This is a genomic window from Pseudomonas sp. GW460-LB5, assembly GCF_059423245.1.
The window spans coordinates 1-18,629 of sequence record NZ_JBWKXT010000087.1 but is presented as its reverse complement, the minus strand read 5'-3'; the positions used below and the strand labels follow the sequence as shown (position 1 = coordinate 18,629).

Here is an 18,629-nt window from a genome sequence, read left to right as displayed (position 1 = left end):
GGGCTGCGGCAGCAGCCCCGGCACTGTGTGCTGAGGCGCAGGTCTTGGGGCTGCTGCCGCAGCCCATCGCGGCACAAGGCCGCTCCTACAGGGACCGTGCCAGCCTGGACAGCAAAGTAGGCTCAAATCTGCGACAATCGCGCATCCTTCGAATGCCGATCATGAAAAAGCAGGCTCACCTGCATCACTAAAAAGCCCCATGACTGACCACGCCATCGACAAACTGCTGCAAAACCTCGACCACGCCATGATCGCCGACCGCCATCGCCTGCGGCGGCAACTGCACGAACTGCGCAAGCGCCCCGACGAGGCGAAACTGGCGCAGTGGGTGGAAAAGGTCCAGGCCTCCTGCGCTCAGGTCACCGCGCGCCAGCAGAGTGTGCCGACCGTGCGTTACGACGACAACCTGCCGATCGCCGCCAAACGTGACGAAATAAAGAAGGCCCTGGCCGAGCACCAGGTGCTGGTGATCGCCGGCGAAACCGGTTCGGGCAAGACCACCCAGCTGCCGAAGATCTGCCTGGAGCTGGGCCGTGGCAGCCATGGCCTTATTGCCCACACCCAGCCGCGCCGGATCGCCGCGCGCAGCGTGGCGGCGCGGGTTGCCGAAGAGCTGGGCACGCCCCTGGGCGGGCTGGTTGGCTACCAGGTGCGTTTCGAAGACCAGAGCGACTCCAATACCCTGGTCAAGCTGATGACCGACGGTATCCTGCTGGCCGAAACCCAGCACGACCGCCTCCTGGAGCGTTACGACACCATCATTGTCGACGAAGCCCATGAGCGCAGCCTGAACATCGACTTCCTGCTCGGCTACCTGAAGACCCTGCTGCATCGCCGGCCGGACCTGAAGCTGATCATTACCTCGGCGACTATCGACCTGGAGCGTTTTTCCAAGCACTTCGACGACGCGCCCATCATCGAGGTGTCCGGGCGCACTTTCCCGGTGGAAACCTGGTACCGCCCGCTGACCAGCGAGCAGGACGAGGAAGGTAACCAGATCGAGGATGACCTCACCGTCGACCAGGCCATCCTCGCGACCCTGGATGAGCTTTCGCACCATGAGCGCAGTGAGGGCAAGGGGCCGGGCGATGTGCTGATCTTCCTGCCGGGCGAGCGGGAAATCCGCAATGCCGCCGAGATCCTGCGCAAGGCGCAACTGCGCCACACCGAGATTTTGCCGCTGTACGCACGCCTGTCGCCAGCGGAGCAACAGCGCATCTTCCAGCCGCACACCGGGCGGCGCGTGGTGCTGGCCACCAACGTTGCCGAAACCTCGCTGACGGTACCTGGTATCCGCTACGTGATCGACACCGGCACGGCCCGCATCAGCCGCTACAGCTACCGCGCCAAGGTACAGCGCCTGCCTATCGAGGCGGTGTCCCAGGCCAGTGCCAACCAGCGTAAAGGCCGCTGCGGCCGGGTAGAGCCAGGCATCTGCGTACGGCTTTACAGCGAAGAAGATTTCAACAGCCGGCCCGCGTTCACCGACCCGGAGATCTTGCGCACCAACCTGGCGGCGGTGATTCTGCAGATGCTGCATTTGCGCCTGGGTGCGATCGATGCCTTCCCGTTCATCGAGCCACCGGATGGCAAGGCCATCAGCGACGGCTTCAACCTGCTGCAGGAGCTGTCGGCGGTCAACCGCGAGAACCAGCTGACCCCCATCGGCCGCCAACTGGCACGTCTGCCGGTCGACCCGCGGCTGGGCCGCATGCTGCTTGAAGGCGCACGCCAGGGCAGCCTGCAGGAAGTGCTGATCGTTGCCAGTGCGCTGTCGGTGCAAGACCCACGCGAGCGCCCGCCGGAGCGCCAGCAGGCTGCTGATCAGGCGCATGCGCAGTGGAAGGACGCTGATACCGACTTTGCCGCACTGGTCAATTTGTGGCGGGGTTTCGAAGAGCAACGCCAGGCCCTGACTGCCAGCCCGTTGCGCAACTGGTGCCGCAAGAATTTCCTCAACTACCTGCGCTTGCGCGAGTGGCGCGATGCCCATCGCCAGTTGTCGTTGATCTGCCGCGAGCTGCAGCTGGTGGTCAACAAGGAGCCGTCTGACTACCAGAAGGTGCATAAGGCCATCCTTAGCGGCCTGCTCAGCCAGATTGGCCAGAAAACCGAAGAGGGCGATTACCAGGGCGCCCGCCAGCGGCGCTTCTGGGTGCATCCGTCTTCCGGCATCGGCCGCAAGCGCCCGCAGTGGGTAATGGCCGCGGAACTGGTGGAAACCACCAAGCTGTATGCGCGTATGGTCGCCAAGATCGAGCCTGACTGGATCGAGCCGCTGGCGACCCACCTGATCAAGAAGAATCACTTCGAACCGCACTGGGAAAAGAAGCGTGGGCAGGTGGTGGCCTATGAGCAGATCACCCTCTATGGCCTGATCCTGGTCGGCCGCCGGCCGGTACACTTCGGCCCGATCGACCCGGTGACCTCGCGTGAGCTGTTCATTCGCGAGGGCCTGGTTGGCGGTGAAATCCAGTCGCGGGCCAAGTGCCTGGCGGCAAACAAACGCCTGCTCGAAGAACTCGACGAGCTGGAGGCCAAGGCTCGTCGGCGCGACATTCTCGCCGACGAAGAAACCCTCTACGCCTTTTACGAAGCGCGCTTGCCGGCGGAGATCCACCAGACCGCGACCTTCGATGCCTGGTACCGCATGACCAGCCAGAAGGACCCGAACCTGCTGATCATGCGCGAGGAAGACGTGTTGGCCCGTGAGGCCAGCGAAGTCACCGCTGCGCAGTACCCGGACAGCCTGCAAGTCGGTGAACTGCGCCTGCCGTTGACCTACCACTTCGAACCAGGCCACCCGCGTGACGGCGTGACCGTGCGGGTGCCGGCACCGCTGCTGCCAAGCCTGCCCGGCGAGCGCCTGGAATGGCTGGTGCCAGGCCTGCTGGAGGCCAAGTGCGTGGCGCTGGTGCGCAACCTGCCCAAGGCGCTGCGCAAGAACTTCGTGCCGGTGCCGGACTTCGTCAAGGCCTCGCTGGCGCGCATGACTTTCGGTCAAGGGGCGCTGCCGCAGGCCCTGGGCCAGGAGCTGTTGCGCATGACCGGTGCACGGGTGTCCGATGAGGCCTGGGACGAATCGGTCAAGCTGGTCGAAGGCCACCTGCGGATGAACATCGAAGTGGTCGATGGCCAAGGCAAGTTCCTTGGCGAAGGCCGCGACCTGGCCGAGCTGACTGCACGCTTTGCCGCTGCCAGTCAGGCAGCGCTGGCGGTGCCGCGTGATGCCAAAAGCGAACAGCCGGTGCAGGCCAAAGCCTTCAGCGAAGTGAAACAGACCGCCCAGCAGAAGATTGCCGGCCTGTCGATGACCGTGTACCCGGCACTGGTCGAAGACAACGGCACCGTGCGCGAAGGGCGTTTCTCGACCCAGGCCGAAGCCGAGTTCCAGCACCGCCGCGCGTTGCAACGGCTATTGCTGCAGCAACTGGCCGAGCCGGCCAAGTTCTTGCGCGGCAAGTTGCCGGGGCTGACCGAGTTGGGCCTGCTGTACCGTGAACTGGGTCGGGTCGAAGCGCTGGTCGAAGACATTCTGCTGGCCAGCCTGGACACCTGCATCCTTGAAGGCGAACAACCGCTGCCGCGTGATGGTGCGGCCTTGGCCGGGCTGGCAGAGCGCAAGCGCGGCAGCTGGGCTGAGCATGCCGAGCGCCTGGCGCGGCAAACCCTGGAAGTGCTGAAGCTGTGGCATGGGTTGCAGAAGCGCTTCAAGGGCAAGATCGACCTGAGCCAGGCGGTGGCGCTGAACGACATCAAGCAGCAGCTGGGTAACCTGGTGTACCCGGGCTTTGTGCGCGAAACACCCGCGGCCTGGTTCAAGGAGCTGCCACGTTACCTCAAGGCGGTGGAACTGCGCCTGGAGAAGCTGGGTTCGCAAGTGCAGAAAGACCGGGTCTGGTCCGGCGAGCTGGCCAACCTGTGGGCGCAGTACAACGCCCGTGCCGACAAGCATGCCCAAGAAGGCAAGCGTGATGAGCAACTGGCGTTGTACCGTTGGTGGCTGGAGGAGTACCGGGTGTCGTTGTTTGCCCAGCAACTGGGAACCAAAGTGCCGATTTCCGACAAAAGATTGAGCAAACAATGGAGCCAGGTGGAAGGCTAACCTCCCTTATTTGTGGCAAACTTTGGGGAGTTTGGGGCCGCTTGCGGCCCTTCGCGGGCGCGCCCGCTTCCACAGGGGTGAGCGTACGCCCCAAAATTGGTACTAAAGTGCCATTAATCTGTCATGTTTCCAGCCAGCGCCCCGTGGCGATGGCCTTTGACCAGAGGAACGACCGTGCATAACGTCGTGATCAGCGGCACCGGCCTGTATACCCCGGCCCAGAGCATTTCCAACGAAGAACTGGTGGCCTCCTTCAACGCCTGGTCGCAGCAGTTCAACCAGGACAACGCCGCTGCCATCGAGCGCGGTGAGGTCGAAGCGGCGCCGCTGTCCGACGCGGCGTTCATCGAAAAGGCTTCGGGCATCAAGAGCCGCTTTGTCATGGACAAGGCCGGCATCCTCGACCCGCAGCGCATGAAGCCACGCCTGCCAGAGCGTTCCAACGACGAGCCGTCGGTGCTCTGCGAAATGGCCGTCGCCGCTGCCCGCCAGGCCCTGGAGCGCGCCGGCCGCACCGCTGCCGATGTCGATGGGGTAATCGTCGCATGCTCCAACTTGCAGCGCCCATACCCGGCCATTGCTATCGAAGTACAACAGGCGCTGGGCATCCAGGGCTTTGCCTTCGACATGAACGTGGCCTGCTCGTCGGCCACCTTCGGCATCCAGACCGCCGCCAACAGCGTGGCCCTGGGCCAGGCGCGCGCGGTGCTGATGGTCAACCCGGAGGTGTGCACCGGCCACCTGAACTTCCGTGACCGTGACAGCCACTTCATTTTCGGTGATGCCGCCACGGCGGTGCTGATCGAGCGTGCCGACCAGGCCACCTCGGCGCACCAGTTCGACATCGTCAGCAGCAAGTTGTGGACCGAGTTTTCCAACAACATCCGCAACAACTTCGGCTTCCTCAACCGTGCGGCGGAAGAGGGTGAAGGTGCGGCAGACAAACTGTTCATCCAGGAAGGCCGCAAGGTGTTCCGCGAGGTGTGCCCAAAAGTGGCCGAGCTGATCGGTGAGCACCTGCAGGAAAACGGCCTGCAACCGAGCGACGTCAAGCGCTTCTGGCTGCACCAGGCGAACCTCAGCATGAACCACCTGATCGTCAAGAAGCTGCTGGGGCGTGAAGTGGCCGAGGAAGATGCACCGGTGATTCTCGACCGTTATGCCAACACCAGTTCGGCGGGTTCGGTGATTGCCTTCCACTTGTACCAGGATGACTTGGCCAAGGGCTCGCTGGGCGTGTTGAGCTCGTTTGGTGCGGGGTATTCGATTGGTAGCGTGATCTTGCGCAAGCGCTGATTGCCTGGTCTGATCCGAGATAGCCGGGGGCCGCTTTGCGGCCCATTCGCGGCACAAGGCCGCTCCTACAAGGGATCGCGTCCCATTGTAGGAGCGGCCTTGTGCCGCGAATGGGCTGCGAAGCAGCCCCCTACAATTTCACAGGCAAAAAAAACGGGAAACGCCGGATGGGGTCGGCGTTTCCCGCTTCAGCTTGAAGCAGAGAGGGTGACGCTTAGAACTTGGCTTCCAGGTCTACCTGCAGGGTGTCTACGTCAGCATCGCTGTTCGGCAGGTTGGAGTAGTCGGTCTTGGCCATCATGTAGGCCGCGCCCAGCGCAAAGTTCTTGTCGATTTCGTAACCCACCTTGAACTTGTGGCCACGGGAACCGGTGAAGCCGTTACCGAAGTCGGAGTCGGTGAACAGGCTCACTACACCGTTACGCTGTACGTCGCGGTAGTTGTAGTCCAGGCTCCAGGCGCCGATCTTGCTCTTCAGGCCGGCCAGCCAGGCCTTGTCCTTGCCGTCGGTGCTTTCGGTGTTCTTGACGAACTGGCCGTAAGCCGACAGCGGGATGGCGAAGCCGGTGAAGTCGACCTGGCCAAAACCTTCCACCAGTTGGAACTCGTTGGTGGTGTTGCCCAGCGAAGCCAGGGCAGCCGAGGCCTTGTCGTTGTCGTAGCCGTAAATGCTGCCGCCCACGGTAACCTTGACGGTGTCAGCCGCGTTGAACTTGGTACCCAGCTGGGCCGCGTACAGCTGCGCGTCGTGCTTGTACTGCACGCCGTCGCCGTCTACGTTGTCTTTCAGGTTGTAGTGGCCGATGCTGCCGAACACTTCGGCGGGGCCGAGGTTGGTCTTGTAGGTAGCCGCCACGCCTTCAGGGTTGATGTCGCTGTCCCAGATGATGTCGCCCATGCTCACCCATGGCTGCATCATCTTGCCGCCGATCAGGTGCAGGTTTGGCACGGCAGTCGGATGCCAGTCGAGGTAGGCCAGGTCGACCCACAGCGATTTCTTCTCGAAATAGTTGTCCAGGCTTTGGTTGGTCGAGCGAGCATCGGCGCTGCTGCCGGTGGCCACACGCACGCCGGCGTCGACCTGCGGGTTGATCTCGCTGTAGAAACCGACACGGGCACGCACGCGCTCACGGTCCTGGTTGCCGCTACGGGAGATCGGGTTGTCAACGTTGACGTCTTCGTAACGCAGGCGCACATCACCCTTGATCTGGGTCTTGGCGGCCCATGCCACTTTTTGTTCAAAGGAGCTCATACGTTCGGACTGAGCTTTCTGGTCGGCCTTTTCCTTGGTTTCTTTTGCCAGGTCGCCCTGCAGTTCGTTGTACTGCGCCTGGTTGATCGAGCCATTGGCGCGGAGCATTTCGAGCAGCTTGGCGTCGACAGCAGCACTGGCCGGGGCGCTCAGAGCCAGCATCATGCCGGTGAGGCTCACTCCGGTAAGTGTAGAAACAAGACGCATAAGGTTCTCCCTACTGAAAAAAATGGGGGAGGCTCAAGCGCCTGCCCCTGCGTTGGCATGTCTTCGGAAAGGGCCTGAATAGACAGGTTCTGGGGTTCCGGAAAACAGGCGCAAGTATTGCGGGGGCCAATGACAGATTAATGTCTAATTAGTGGCACTGTTGTTAAGTAATTGAGAGTAAAAGGATCAGCCTGGCTTTCGTCATTTGAGTGCCGGGCCATCCTTGGGGATACTGAGGGCCTTCAGACAGCGAGCCGAAACCGTGACCAGCCTGTATAGCCTTGCCCATTTGCGTGATCTTCCGGCGGCCACCTGGGATGCCCTGGTGCCGGCGGGCCAACCGTTCCTGCGCCATGCCTTCCTCAGCGCGATGGAAGACAGCGGCAGCGTGCAGCGAAATACCGGCTGGGCCGCCGAGCACCTGGTGCTGGAGCGTGACGGGCAGGTACGGGCACTGTTGCCGGCATATCGCAAATGGCACTCGTTTGGCGAGTATGTGTTCGATCATGGTTGGGCGGAGGCCTGTGAGCGGGCTGGCATCGCCTACTACCCAAAGCTGCTCGGCGCTGTGCCGTTCAGCCCGGTCAGCGGCCCACGGCTGCTGGCGGCCGATCCGGCTGACGGCTTGCTGATGCTGCAGGCCTTGCCGGAGTATCTGGGCAAGGGTGGGCTTTCAGGTGCGCACATCAACTTCACCGACCCGGCGCTGGACGCGCAGTTGGCGGGCCTGCCAGGGTGGATGGAGCGACTGGGCTGTCAGTTCCACTGGCAAAACCGGGGCTATCGCGACTTCCAGGATTTTCTCGACAGCCTGAGCTCGCGCAAGCGCAAGCAGATGCGCAAGGAGCGCGAGCAGGTGGCGGGGCAGGGTATCGACTTCCGCTGGTACCGCGGTGATGAACTGGACGAGGCACAGTGGGATTTCGTCTTTCAGTGTTATGCCAACACCTATGCGGTGCGCCGACGCGCGCCTTACCTGACCCGCGAGTTTTTCAGCCTGCTGGCCGAACGCATGCCCGAGGCGCTGCGTGTGGTGATGGCCCGTCAAGGTGGGCGCGATGTGGCGATGGCCTTGAGCCTGGTGGGGGGCGACAGCCTGTTTGGCCGCTACTGGGGCTGCCTGGATGAGTTCGACCGGCTGCATTTCGAAACGTGTTTCTACCAGGGCATGGACTTTGCCATTGCCGAGGGTTACCAGCGTTTCGATGCCGGAGCGCAGGGCGAGCACAAGCTGATACGCGGGTTTGAGCCGGTGTTGACGCGGTCCTGGCATTACCTGCTGCACCCGGGGTTGCGGCGGGCGGTGGAGGATTTTCTGCTGCAGGAGCGCGAAGGGGTCAAGGGGTATGCCGAGGAGGCGAGGGGGATGTTGCCCTACCGCCGGGACTGATGTGTCTTCGGCTGCAGCGCGATCCCTGTAGGAGCGGCCTTGTGCCGCGAAAGGGCCGCAAAGCGGCCCCGGCAATTATTGCTGCGAAGCTGAAACCTGGGGCTGCTGCGCAGCCCTTTCGCGGCACAAGGCCGCTCCTACAAGAAGCGCGCCGTAGCGCAGATCAGTCGACCCCGACAAAGCCCCCGGTCTGGTGGTGCCATAACCGGGCATACAACCCTTGTTGCTCTAGCAACTGCGCATGGCTGCCACTTTCGACAATCCGGCCCTTGTCCAGCACCACCAGCCGGTCCATCCGGGCAATGGTCGACAGCCGGTGGGCAATGGCAATCACCGTCTTGCCCTGCATCAGCGTCTCCAGGCTCTCCTGAATGGCGGCCTCCACCTCCGAGTCCAGCGCCGAAGTGGCTTCGTCCATGATCAGGATCGGTGCATTCTTCAACAGCACCCGGGCAATGGCAATGCGCTGGCGTTGGCCGCCCGACAACTTGACCCCGCGCTCACCCACATGGGCATCGAAACCGGTGCGCCCCTGGGCGTCCGACAGTTGCGGGATGAACTCGTCGGCGCGGGCGCGGCGAACCGCTTCGTGCAACTGCGCCTCGCTGGCATCGGGGCGGCCGTACAGCAGGTTGTCGCGGATCGAGCGGTGCAGCAACGAGGTGTCCTGGGTGATCATGCCGATTTGTGCGCGCAGGCTGGCCTGGCTCACCTTGGCAATGTCCTGGCCATCGATGAGGATGCGCCCGCCCTGCACGTCATACAGGCGCAACAGCAGGTTGACCAACGTCGACTTGCCCGCGCCGGACGGGCCGATCAGGCCGATTTTTTCGCCCGGGCGAATGTTCAGGTCGAGCCCTTCGATCACATTGGCAGCCTTGCCATAGTGGAAGTCGACATCATCGAAATGCACCGCGCCGCGGCTGACCTTGAGCGCCGGCGCGTTGGGCGGGTCGGTGACGGTAACCGGCTGGGCAATGGTCTGCAGGCCGTCCTGGACCATGCCGATGTTCTCGAAGATGCCGTTGACCACCCACATGATCCAGCCTGACATGTTGACGATGCGGATCACCAGGCCGGTGGCCAGGGCGATGGCGCCAACGGTGATCAGTGACTGGCTCCACAGCCACAGCGCCAGGCCTGTGGTGGCAACCACCAGCAGGCCGTTGAGTGTGGTGATGACCACGTCCATGCTGGTAATTACCCGCGAGGCCAGCTGGGTTTTTTCGGTTTGCTCGCGGATCGCCTCACGTGCGTACTGCTGCTCGTAGTCGGTGTGGGCGAACAGCTTCAGCGTCGCGATGTTGGTGTAGCCGTCGACGATCCGCCCCATCAGCTTGGAGCGGGCGTCGGAGGAGATCACCGAACGTTCCTTGACCCGTGGCACGAAGTAGAACAGCGCGGCGATGTAGCCAGCGATCCAGACCAGCAGCGGCAGCATCAGGCGCCAATCGGCTTCAGCAAACAGCACCAGCGAGGTGATCGCATAGATCAGCACATGCCACAACGCGTCCACCGCCTGCACGGCAGAATCACGCAGCGAGTTGCCGGTCTGCATGATGCGCTGGGCAATGCGCCCGGCGAAGTCGCTCTGGAAGAAATTCAGGCTCTGCTTGAGCACATAAGTGTGGTTTTGCCAGCGGATCAGGCTGGTCATGCCGGGGTTGATGGTCTGATGTACCAGCAGGTCGTGCAGGCCAAAAAACAACGGCCGCAGCAGCAGGATCACCACCAGCATCCAGATCAGTTCACCGCTGTGCTCGCTGAAGAAGCTGGCATTTGGCGTACCTTGGGCCAGGTCGATGATGCGGCTGAGGTAGCTGAACATCGCCACCTCAATCAGCGAGGCGAACAGGCCGACCACCAGCAGGGCAAGGAAGCTGGGCCACACCTGGCGCAGGTAATACAGGTAGAACGGCCACACGGTGGTGGGTGGCGATTCACTGGGGGCTTCGCGAAAGATATCGATCAGTTGTTCAAAACGACGGTACAGCATGGGTAACGACACTCCTGTTCCATCCGGCCCTCAGGCGGTTGCACGTCCCTGTGCAGCCTGCGGTCAGTCGATGCGTTTGGCCGACTTGATGTAGACCGGGTCGGCCGGTACATCACGCATGCCTTTTTTGGTGGTGGTTTGCGAGTTGACGATCTGGTCGACCACGTCCATACCCTTGGTCACCTTGCCGAACACGGCGTACCCGGCGTCGCGCCCCGGGTTAAGGAAATCGTTGTCGGCTACGTTGATGAAGAACTGGCTGGTGGCGGAGTTCGGGTTGGAGGTGCGCGCCATCGACAGGGTGCCGCGGGTGTTCAGCAGGCCATTGCTGGCCTCGTTCTTGATCGGGTCCTTGGTGTTCTTCTGTACCATCTGGTCAGTAAAGCCGCCGCCCTGGACCATGAAGCCGGGGATCACTCGGTGGAAAATGGTGTTGTTGTAGAAGCCGCTGTCGACGTACTCGAGGAAGTTCTTGGTACTGATCGGCGCCTTCTCGGCGTTCAGCTCGATTTCGACCTGGCCGAAGCTGGTGTCCAGCATGACGTGCGGGGTCTTGTCGGAAGCCATGACGCTGGTGGCGAAGGCGACCGAGCAGGCGGTGAGCAGGAGTTTTTTCAGCATGGGCTCAAAGATCCTTGAGAGGTGGAAGCGGCTGCGAGGAACTGCAGCAGGGTCTGGTTGAAGACCTCGGGTTGATCGAGGGGCGTAGCGTGCCGCGAATCGTCGATGACCACCAGCCTGGCGTTGGGCATCAAGGCAACGTAACGCTGTTTCAGTTGTATCGGGGTGTAATCGTGGTCGGCAGCGATGACCAGACTGGGACAGTGAATACGGCCGATGCGTTCCTGCACGCCCCAGTCGACGATGGCGTCGAAGCTCTTGAGGTAGGCGCGCTTGTCGTTACGCGCCCAGCGTTGGGCCATCTTCTGCCGCAGGGCAGCCTGGTGAGGCTTGGGGAACAGTCGTTCGGCCAGGCCCTTGCCGACAGTTTCGACACTGAGGAGGCGTGCCAGGCCCCAGCGCTTGAGCCACCACAGCCAGTCGCTGCGGGTACGGCGCTTGACTTCGGGGGCGCTGTTGACGATGCACAGGCTGCGCAGCCATTGCGGGTGGTCGACGGCAAACTGGAAGCCGACCATACCCCCCATCGACAGGCCGACGAAGTGCACGGGCCCCGTGTGCAGGTGTTCGAGCAGGGCCAGCAGGTCGGCACTGAAGGTGGCTATGTGGTAGCCGTCGCGCGGTTTGTCGGAGCGACCGTGGCCGCGGATGTCCATGAGGATCACCCGGTAATGCCGGCTGAGCACCGGCACCTGCAACTCCCAGTCCTGGCAGCTGGAGCCCAGGCCGTGCAGCAACACCAACGGGTCGCCCTGGCCATATTCCTCGTAATGCAGTGCGCATCCTTCGTGTTCGAAATAGGCCATGGGCGCGGTCCTCTCAGGCTTGCGGGGGGGCTGCGAAGGGCACGTCCAGTGGCGCGGTGTCGAAGTTGCGCAGCAGCTCGATGAGAATCTGCGTGGCCGGGCCCAGGGTCTTCTCTTTGCTCGAATAAAGGTAGAACAGTGGGTGGCGGCTGCCACCCTGATCCAGCGGCAATGGTTTGAGCACACCTTCGCGCAGTTCGCGCTCGATCATGTGTCGGGGCAGCCAGGCAAAGCCCAGGCCGCTGCTGACAAAGGTGGAGGCGGTGCCCAGGCTGCCGACCGTCCAGCGCTGCTCTGCACCCAGCCAGCCAACGTCGCGTGGCTGCGCGCGGCCGGAGTCGCGGATGACCACCTGTAGCTGGCTTTCCAGGTCCTGGAAGGTGAGTTCCCTGCCCAGCCGGTGAAGGCTGTGTTCAGGGTGGGCGACGGCGACGAACTCCACCGCGCTCAGCTCGGCGCCCAGGTAGCCGCCAATGCTGTAGCTGCTGATGGCCAGGTCGGCGATGCCTTCGTGCATCACTTCCTCTACGCCCGACAACACCTCTTCACGCAGGCGCACCCGGCAGCCGCGGCTTTGCGGCATGAACGCGGCCAGGGCACGTACCAGGCGGGCACTGGGGTAGGCGGCATCGACCACCAGGCGCACCTCGGCTTCCCAGCCTTGTTCCATATGGTGGGCGAGGTCTTCGAGCTGGCTGGCCTGCTTGACCAGGTGGCGAGAGCGACGCAACAACACGTTGCCCGCCTCGGTGAGCACCGCCTTGCGGCCGTCGATGCGCAGCAGCGGCACACCCAGTTGTTCCTGCATGCGGGCCACGGTGTAGCTGACCGAGGACTGCGAGCGGTGCAGTGCCTCGGCGGCCTGGGCAAACCCGCCGTGATCGACCACTGCTTGCAGGGTTCGCCACTGGTCAAGGGTTACGCGCGGCGCTTTCATCTTTCGCTCCTGTTGTCCTAAGCTGCGCTCTTTCAAGGAGAGCGGCCCATGAAGAAATGTTGTGCGGCAATACTGATGTGCCTGCCCCTCGGGGCCATGGCCTATCCCATCGATGTGGAAAAGGAACTGACCGGGGTCAAGCTGGACTACACCGCCTATGACACGGCCTACGACATCGGCGCCATTACCCTCAACAACTATGGGCAAGTGCCGGCGGCGTGCAAGGTGACCTTCCGCAATGGCCCGGAGGCACCGCGGGTACGCCGGGTGAACGTGCCGGCCGGTAAAAGCGTGGATGTCACTGCCAAATTCAACAGGCAGATCATCAAACTACGGATCGCCGTGAACTGCAGCCCGGAATAAACTGATTAATCGATTGATTGAACCCACTTTTTACGCTTTTTTATCGATAGGTCAAGCCTTAATCTCACCTCCATCGAATCGCACCCTTTTCGCCGATGGAGGCACCCATGTCCCGCGTACTGATCATCGAAAGCAGCGCCCGCCAGCAGGATTCCGTTTCCCGTCAGCTGACCCGTGATTTCATCCAGCAATGGCAGGCCGCTCACCCGGCTGATCAGATTACTGTGCGTGACCTGGCCGTGAACCCGGTGCCGCACCTGGACGCCAACCTGCTGGGTGGGTGGATGAAGCCGGAAGAACAGCGCAGCGCCGCCGAACTTGAGGCCCTGGCCCGTTCCAATGAATTGACTGATGAATTGCTGGCCGCCGACGTGCTGGTGATGGCTGCGCCCATGTACAACTTCACCATCCCCAGCACCCTCAAGGCCTGGCTGGACCACGTGTTGCGTGCCGGCATCACCTTCAAGTACACCCCCACCGGCCCGCAGGGCCTGCTGACCGGCAAGCGCGCCGTGGTCCTGACTGCCCGTGGCGGTATCCATGCGGGCGCCACCAGCGACCATCAGGAACCGTACCTGCGCCAGGTGATGGCGTTCATTGGCATTCATGATGTCGACTTCATCCATGCCGAAGGCCTGAACATGAGTGGCGAATTCCACGAGAAAGGCGTCAACCAGGCCAAGGCCAGGCTGGCGGCAGTGGCCTGAGGTTTACTGAATTCCCAACCCTGACACCTGTTTTTGCTCCTTTGGGTGTACTGCCCGGCCAATGGCCGGGCTTTTTTTGTGACTCTACTGAGCTTTGTAGTGCTCGCGATGCGCCGCGCGGGCGGCGCTCGATTTATGCCCTAACAAAAAAACCATGACAGGCACCTGAATGGTTGAACTCATTCGGCGCAACCCGCTAAGGTCGCGGCCTTGATTACGAGAGGCAACCATGGGCTACCTGATAATCGTCGCGCTGATCCAGGCGTTTTCCTTCAGCCTGATCGGCGAGTACCTGGCCGGGCACGTCGACAGCTACTTCGCCGTGCTCGCACGGGTGCTGCTGGCCGGCCTGGTGTTCCTGCCGCTGACCCGCTGGCGCCAGGTCGAACCGCGTTTCATGCGCTCGATGCTGCTGATCGGCGCACTGCAGTACGGCATCACCTACGTCTGCCTGTACCTGAGCTTCCGCGTACTCACGGTGCCGGAGGTGCTGCTGTTCACCATCCTCACGCCGTTGCACGTGACGCTGATCGAAGACGCCATGAACCGGCGTTTCAACCCATGGGCACTGCTGGCGGCGCTGGTGGCGGTAGCCGGTGCCGCGGTGATCCGCTTCGACAGCATCAGCGGCGAGTTTTTCATCGGGTTCCTGCTGCTGCAACTGGCCAACTTCACCTATGCCGCCGGCCAGGTGCTGTACCGCCACCTGGTCGCGCGCAACCCCAGTGACCTGCCGCACTACGCGCGTTTTGGCTACTTCTACCTGGGCGCCTTGCTGGTGGTGCTGCCGGCCTTCCTGCTGTTCGGCAATGCCCAGCACCTGCCGAGTACCGATGTGCAATGGCTGGTGCTGTTGTTCCTGGGCCTGTGCCCGACGGCGCTGGGCCTGTACTGGTGGAACAAGGGCGCGTGCATGGTTTCTGGCGGCACGCTGGCGGTCATGAACAACCTGCATGTGCCGGTGGGGTTGCTGCTGAACCTGCTGATCTGGAACCAGCACGAGCCGCTGGGGCGGCTGTTCATCGGCGGTGCGATCATCCTGGCGTCCGTGTGGCTGAGCCGGTTGGGCGCACGCGCGCAGGCACCGCTGGCCGGCAAGGCCTGACATGCACACCATCTTCGTGATTGTTGCGCCGATCTTCGCCCTGATCCTCGTCGGCTATCTGTGCCGCAAGACCAACAAGCTGGGTGACAAGGCCGCCGCCGAAATCAACAAGATGGTGGTGTGGCTGTGCCTGCCGGCGTTGCTGTTCAAGGTGACGGCCACTGCCACCTGGAGCGAGATCTGGCATCCGGGGTTCATCGCGGCCTTTGGCACGGGCGCCCTGGCCATGTTCGTGGCCACGCTGTTGTGGCGCCTGAACAGCGGCCATGGCCTGGTGGCGTCGAGCATCGACGGGCTGAGTGCGGGGTATGCCAACACCGGTTACATAGGCATCCCGTTGTGCCTGCTGCTGTTCGGCCAGGCGGGCTTGCAGCCGGCGCTGATTTCATCGTTGATCGTGGTGTGCCTGGTGTTCGCCATTTCGCTGACGCTGATCGAGGTCGGGCTACAAGCGGAGCGGCATATCGGTCGCGCCGTGGTGGTCGTTGGCAAGGCATTGGCGAAGAACCCGCTGGTGATTTCGCCGCTGGCGGGGGCTGGCTGGGCCATGAGCGGGTTGGGGCTGGCCGAGCCGGTGCTGCATTTTCTGGACATGCTGGCGTTGGCCACCACGCCGTGCGCGTTGGTATCGCTGGGTGCATTCCTGGCAGAAAAGCGCGCGGGTGCGCAAGCCAGCCCGTGGCCATTGGTGGGCTTGAAGCTGGTGGGGCAGCCGGCGCTGACCTGGGTGCTGGCATACAAGGTATTCAGCCTGCCGAGCATGTGGGCGGCTTCGGCGGTGCTGCTGGCAGCGCTGCCGACCGGCACGGGGCCGTTCATGCTGGCGGAGTATTACAACCGCGAGGCGGGGCTGATTTCGCGGACGATCCTGTTGTCGACCGTGGCGTCGCTGGTGACCTTGACCGGGCTGTTGTACCTGCTAGGTTATGCGGGGTAGCTACTGGCCCATTCGCGGGTGAACCCGCTCCCACAGAATCAGCATTTACGCGGTCATTGTAGGAGCGGCCTTGTGTCGCGAAAGGGCTGCAAAGCAGCCCCGGCAATCTCAAGCCTCGCTCATCTCTTCCAGCCGACGCGACACAGGCTCTTGCGCCGCACGCCCACTCAATCCCACGCGCATGTCATTGCCACTGGGCTGCTGATACAGGCTCAAGCCAAACTCCGGCAACACCGCCAGCAGATAGTCGAAGATATCCCCCTGAATTCGCTCATAGTCCGCCCACACCGTGGTGGTGGTGAAGCAGTAGATCTCCAGCGGCACGCCTTCGGCCGTGGTCTGCATCTGCCGCACCATGCAGGTCATGTTCGGGTGCACGTTGGGGTGGTTTTTCAGGTAGGCCAGGGCAAAGGCGCGGAAGGTGCCGATGTTGGTCAGCTTGCGGCGGTTAGCCGCCAGCTCGGCGACAGGCCCCAGGGCGTCGTTCCAGTTCTGTAGCTCCTGGCGCTTGCCGGCCAGGTAGTCGCCCAGCAACTGCACCTGGCTCAGGCGCTGCTCCTCTTCGCGGGTGAGGAAACGCACCCCGGCCGCATCGATGAACAGGCTGCGCTTGATGCGCCGGCCACCGGACTGCTGCATGCCGCGGTATTATAACCGATGACCAAAAACATACTATCAACGCAAAACTACTCCCTGATACCCCCAAAAATCCCCCCTCCAATCAGCCTTCCCTGACCCGCTCACCTAAGCTAAAATTAGATATGTCCGCATACTATATACTATATAACAGGTGCGATTCTGATGGCCTACGTCCTGAAAATCAACACGCTTTACCAGAATGACAAGACTGGCCGTGAGGTCATGCTCCCCGCCCTGATCACTCAAGATGGCATCCTGATCTCTTTGCTGCGATTCCTTTCCCAAGCCAAAAAGAGTGCGTCTTGGATGGAGCGGTGCGTCTACGCGGTGCAGCATCTCATCCAGTTCATCAATGCCAACGAGGGCAAGTTCACGAAGGTGACAGAGCTTCTCCAGGCGTTCGTCAATGCTTTGGAGTTGGGCACCATTGACGTTGAGACCTCGACAGATCCCACGGGTTTGTACTGGGTACCGAGGAAGGTGAAGGACTCATCGTTCCTGTTGTATCTCATTACTGTCTACAGCGATTGGCTAGCCGAACAGGACGGTCATAGTGGCGCCCGGGCAAACCCGTTCCGCAAGGCAACCCGGGTTGAGGAGCGAATAAATTGGTGCGCTTACCACCATAAAGAACAGAACATATTCCTGCGCCATTTGATCAAGGATCGCAGTAAGGCAAGTAATGCACACTTTGTTCGTCAGGTTCGTGCTGGCAATGCACCGTCGGCTAATAGAAAAATAACAAAACGATTTCCGGAAAGCGAAATAGATAATCTGTTGGTTAATGGTTGGGTTCGAACTTGTAATGATCCTGGCGCAACAGAGCATGATTTCATTGACTACAAAGGGCGTGCTATCACTATATTGATGCATTACGGTGGCTTGCGTAAGTCTGAACCTTTCCATTGGTATTTGGGGGATTTAGTACTTGACAAGAAAAAGGGAGAGGGCATTGTTCGTATATGGCATCCATCGAATGGGCGATCCCCGGAAAAGGGCTACCGTAATCGTAGAGACTACCTGCAGCGGCGTTATCGTCTTCTTCCGAGAACAGATTATGTGGTTCAAAGAGCTCTCTATGCAGGTTGGAAAGCGCCTAAGCTTATCGATGGTGATGATGGTTATATTGAGATTTACTTCTCCCCGGTCGAAAAGGCGAAGGAGTTTTATGCGAACTACATGAACTATCTGAAATACCAACGGGTCGACCCACCGCCTGAGTTCGATCACCCGTATGCATTTACCAATAGCTCTGGGCATCCTGAAACGATCAAAAATTTCAGCCAGCAACATCGAGCTGCTGTCGAGCGTATCGGCCTTCCTCATAAGAAGGCATTCGGCACTACTGAGCATGGGCACCGCCACGCCTATGGCTTCAGGCTCGCTGCGTACGGTTTCTCCGGCGTGTTCATATCCAAAGCTATGCACCATAAAAATCTGAATTCGCACCTCGTGTACATCGAGCCAAGCAGTGAGGACATCCGGGATGAGATGGAGCGGGTAGAAGGAAAGCAAGTTGAGGTCTGATTCCTGTACATACGGGCCTTACAGAGACCATCGTATCGATCTTCCCGACCTGTTCGATACCGACCCTGTAAAGGCCTGATATGGGGGGCTGATAGAAGCGTGGATCGACTCCCCCCTCTCGCCCTATGGTTCAAGCGATCATCGCTGCAGGCCGCGCTTCCCCAGTCATTGTCGACCTGGGCAGTGCGGGCACGCTAAGCGCTCCTCGGCAGTGATTGCCTCACATGGCCTGCTTCTCAAGTCTTTCCATATAGCCCTACCTAGGCTTCGTACGAAAAGTGCCTGTGGCGATCATGCTGCATTGAAAACAGCCTCGGAATGCTCATTCAACCCGTAACCTTCGCTTCCTCTGCAGTTTTCGCCTCGCCTGACGCTCGTCTCAAGACCTTTGAAGCTGAAGCCTAGCTAACACCCCCTTAGCGCAAGCGCTTCCAGATGGCTCGGCATTGAAAAAAGATGCGACAAATTGTCGCATGACTGCTCAGAGAATCTCCTTCCTCTCCAATTCAGAATTGGAGCCGACTGGCTTCTCAATTTTAAAATGAGGTCGACCGTGCAGGTCTCGATGGTGGTCGAAAGCACGTCCTGTCAGGCGTTGTGCGCCGGCGCGACGCCCCCAGGGCGCGCGGTTTTTAATTCGAAATCATGCCTCAGCCAGCCCATTTAAAAATTGAAACTCCTCCCCTTCATGGAAACGACCAGGCTGAGAGCCCCAAGTTTTGCCATGTGCAGGGAAGTGGC

Annotated in this window: 14 protein-coding genes and 1 pseudogene; 9 read left to right on the top strand and 6 right to left on the bottom strand. The window is 61.3% G+C overall.

Translation table 11 applies throughout. The features are described from left to right. The 3 genes from AC07XM_RS29340 to AC07XM_RS29330 all read left to right on the top strand — a co-directional run. A partial coding sequence (locus AC07XM_RS29340) for a hypothetical protein (protein WP_218279311.1) occupies positions 1-191 on the top strand: 191 nt, incomplete at its 5' end. An 8-nt stretch (positions 192-199) separates the two neighbouring features. After that, positions 200-4,105 carry an ATP-dependent RNA helicase HrpA gene (gene hrpA / locus AC07XM_RS29335; protein WP_102690164.1) on the top strand — a complete coding sequence of 1,302 codons (3,906 nt, stop codon included), beginning with the start codon at positions 200-202 and terminating at the stop codon, positions 4,103-4,105. Between the two features lie 174 nt (positions 4,106-4,279). Then, positions 4,280-5,401 (top strand): beta-ketoacyl-ACP synthase III, encoded by a 1,122-nt coding sequence (locus AC07XM_RS29330; RefSeq protein ID WP_016488556.1) that lies wholly within the window; start codon positions 4,280-4,282, stop codon positions 5,399-5,401. Positions 5,402-5,615: 214 nt separating this feature from the next. On the opposite strand, the gene AC07XM_RS29325 is transcribed toward AC07XM_RS29330, so the two are convergent. After that, positions 5,616-6,860 carry a putative porin gene (locus AC07XM_RS29325; RefSeq protein ID WP_016488555.1) on the bottom strand — a complete coding sequence of 415 codons (1,245 nt, stop codon included), beginning with the start codon at positions 6,858-6,860 and terminating at the stop codon, positions 5,616-5,618. 262 nt (positions 6,861-7,122) lie between these two features. Here AC07XM_RS29325 and AC07XM_RS29320 point away from each other — a divergent pair, with 262 nt between their 5' ends. Continuing rightward, positions 7,123-8,250, top strand: coding sequence for a GNAT family N-acetyltransferase (locus AC07XM_RS29320; protein WP_096426620.1), 1,128 nt, complete (start codon positions 7,123-7,125; stop codon positions 8,248-8,250). Positions 8,251-8,413: 163 nt separating this feature from the next. Here the strand turns inward: AC07XM_RS29320 and AC07XM_RS29315 are convergent, their stop codons facing one another. From AC07XM_RS29315 to AC07XM_RS29300, 4 genes are all read right to left on the bottom strand, one after another. Beyond that, a complete protein-coding gene (locus AC07XM_RS29315; protein ID WP_102690163.1) occupies positions 8,414-10,246 on the bottom strand; it encodes an ABC transporter ATP-binding protein in 1,833 nt (610 codons plus the stop codon). Positions 10,247-10,309: 63 nt separating this feature from the next. Next, positions 10,310-10,867, bottom strand: a complete 558-nt coding sequence (locus AC07XM_RS29310; RefSeq protein ID WP_016488552.1) for a peptidylprolyl isomerase A — start codon at positions 10,865-10,867, stop codon at positions 10,310-10,312. Then, the gene (locus tag AC07XM_RS29305) at positions 10,861-11,673 is read right to left on the bottom strand and encodes an alpha/beta fold hydrolase (RefSeq protein ID WP_016488551.1); all 813 of its coding nucleotides are present in this window, start codon (positions 11,671-11,673) and stop codon (positions 10,861-10,863) included. Before AC07XM_RS29305 ends, AC07XM_RS29310 begins: the two co-directional genes overlap by 7 nt. A gap of 13 nt (positions 11,674-11,686) precedes the next feature. Beyond that, positions 11,687-12,610, bottom strand: a complete 924-nt coding sequence (locus AC07XM_RS29300; RefSeq protein WP_016488550.1) for a LysR family transcriptional regulator — start codon at positions 12,608-12,610, stop codon at positions 11,687-11,689. A 48-nt stretch (positions 12,611-12,658) separates the two neighbouring features. Here AC07XM_RS29300 and AC07XM_RS29295 point away from each other — a divergent pair, with 48 nt between their 5' ends. The 4 genes from AC07XM_RS29295 to AC07XM_RS29280 all read left to right on the top strand — a co-directional run bounded on the left by AC07XM_RS29295 (position 12,659) and on the right by AC07XM_RS29280 (position 15,722). Then, on the top strand, positions 12,659-12,973 hold the full coding sequence (locus AC07XM_RS29295) for a hypothetical protein (protein WP_024717905.1): 315 nt from the start codon (positions 12,659-12,661) through the stop codon (positions 12,971-12,973). A 107-nt stretch (positions 12,974-13,080) separates the two neighbouring features. Next, on the top strand, positions 13,081-13,680 hold the full coding sequence (locus AC07XM_RS29290) for an FMN-dependent NADH-azoreductase (protein ID WP_016488549.1): 600 nt from the start codon (positions 13,081-13,083) through the stop codon (positions 13,678-13,680). A gap of 229 nt (positions 13,681-13,909) precedes the next feature. Beyond that, a complete protein-coding gene (locus AC07XM_RS29285) occupies positions 13,910-14,785 on the top strand; it encodes a carboxylate/amino acid/amine transporter (RefSeq protein WP_016488548.1) in 876 nt (291 codons plus the stop codon). Between the two features lies 1 nt (position 14,786). Then, positions 14,787-15,722 (top strand): AEC family transporter, encoded by a 936-nt coding sequence (locus AC07XM_RS29280; RefSeq protein ID WP_023047769.1) that lies wholly within the window; start codon positions 14,787-14,789, stop codon positions 15,720-15,722. Positions 15,723-15,830: 108 nt separating this feature from the next. On the opposite strand, the pseudogene AC07XM_RS29275 reads toward AC07XM_RS29280, so the two are convergent. Further along, a pseudogene (locus AC07XM_RS29275) lies at positions 15,831-16,370 on the bottom strand (mechanosensitive ion channel family protein); the annotation flags it as partial. A gap of 153 nt (positions 16,371-16,523) precedes the next feature. Between AC07XM_RS29275 and gmtY the strand changes: the two are divergent. Beyond that, positions 16,524-17,888 carry a gamma-mobile-trio recombinase GmtY gene (gmtY, locus tag AC07XM_RS29270; protein ID WP_245353425.1) on the top strand — a complete coding sequence of 455 codons (1,365 nt, stop codon included), beginning with the start codon at positions 16,524-16,526 and terminating at the stop codon, positions 17,886-17,888. The last annotated feature ends 741 nt before the right edge of the window (positions 17,889-18,629 follow it).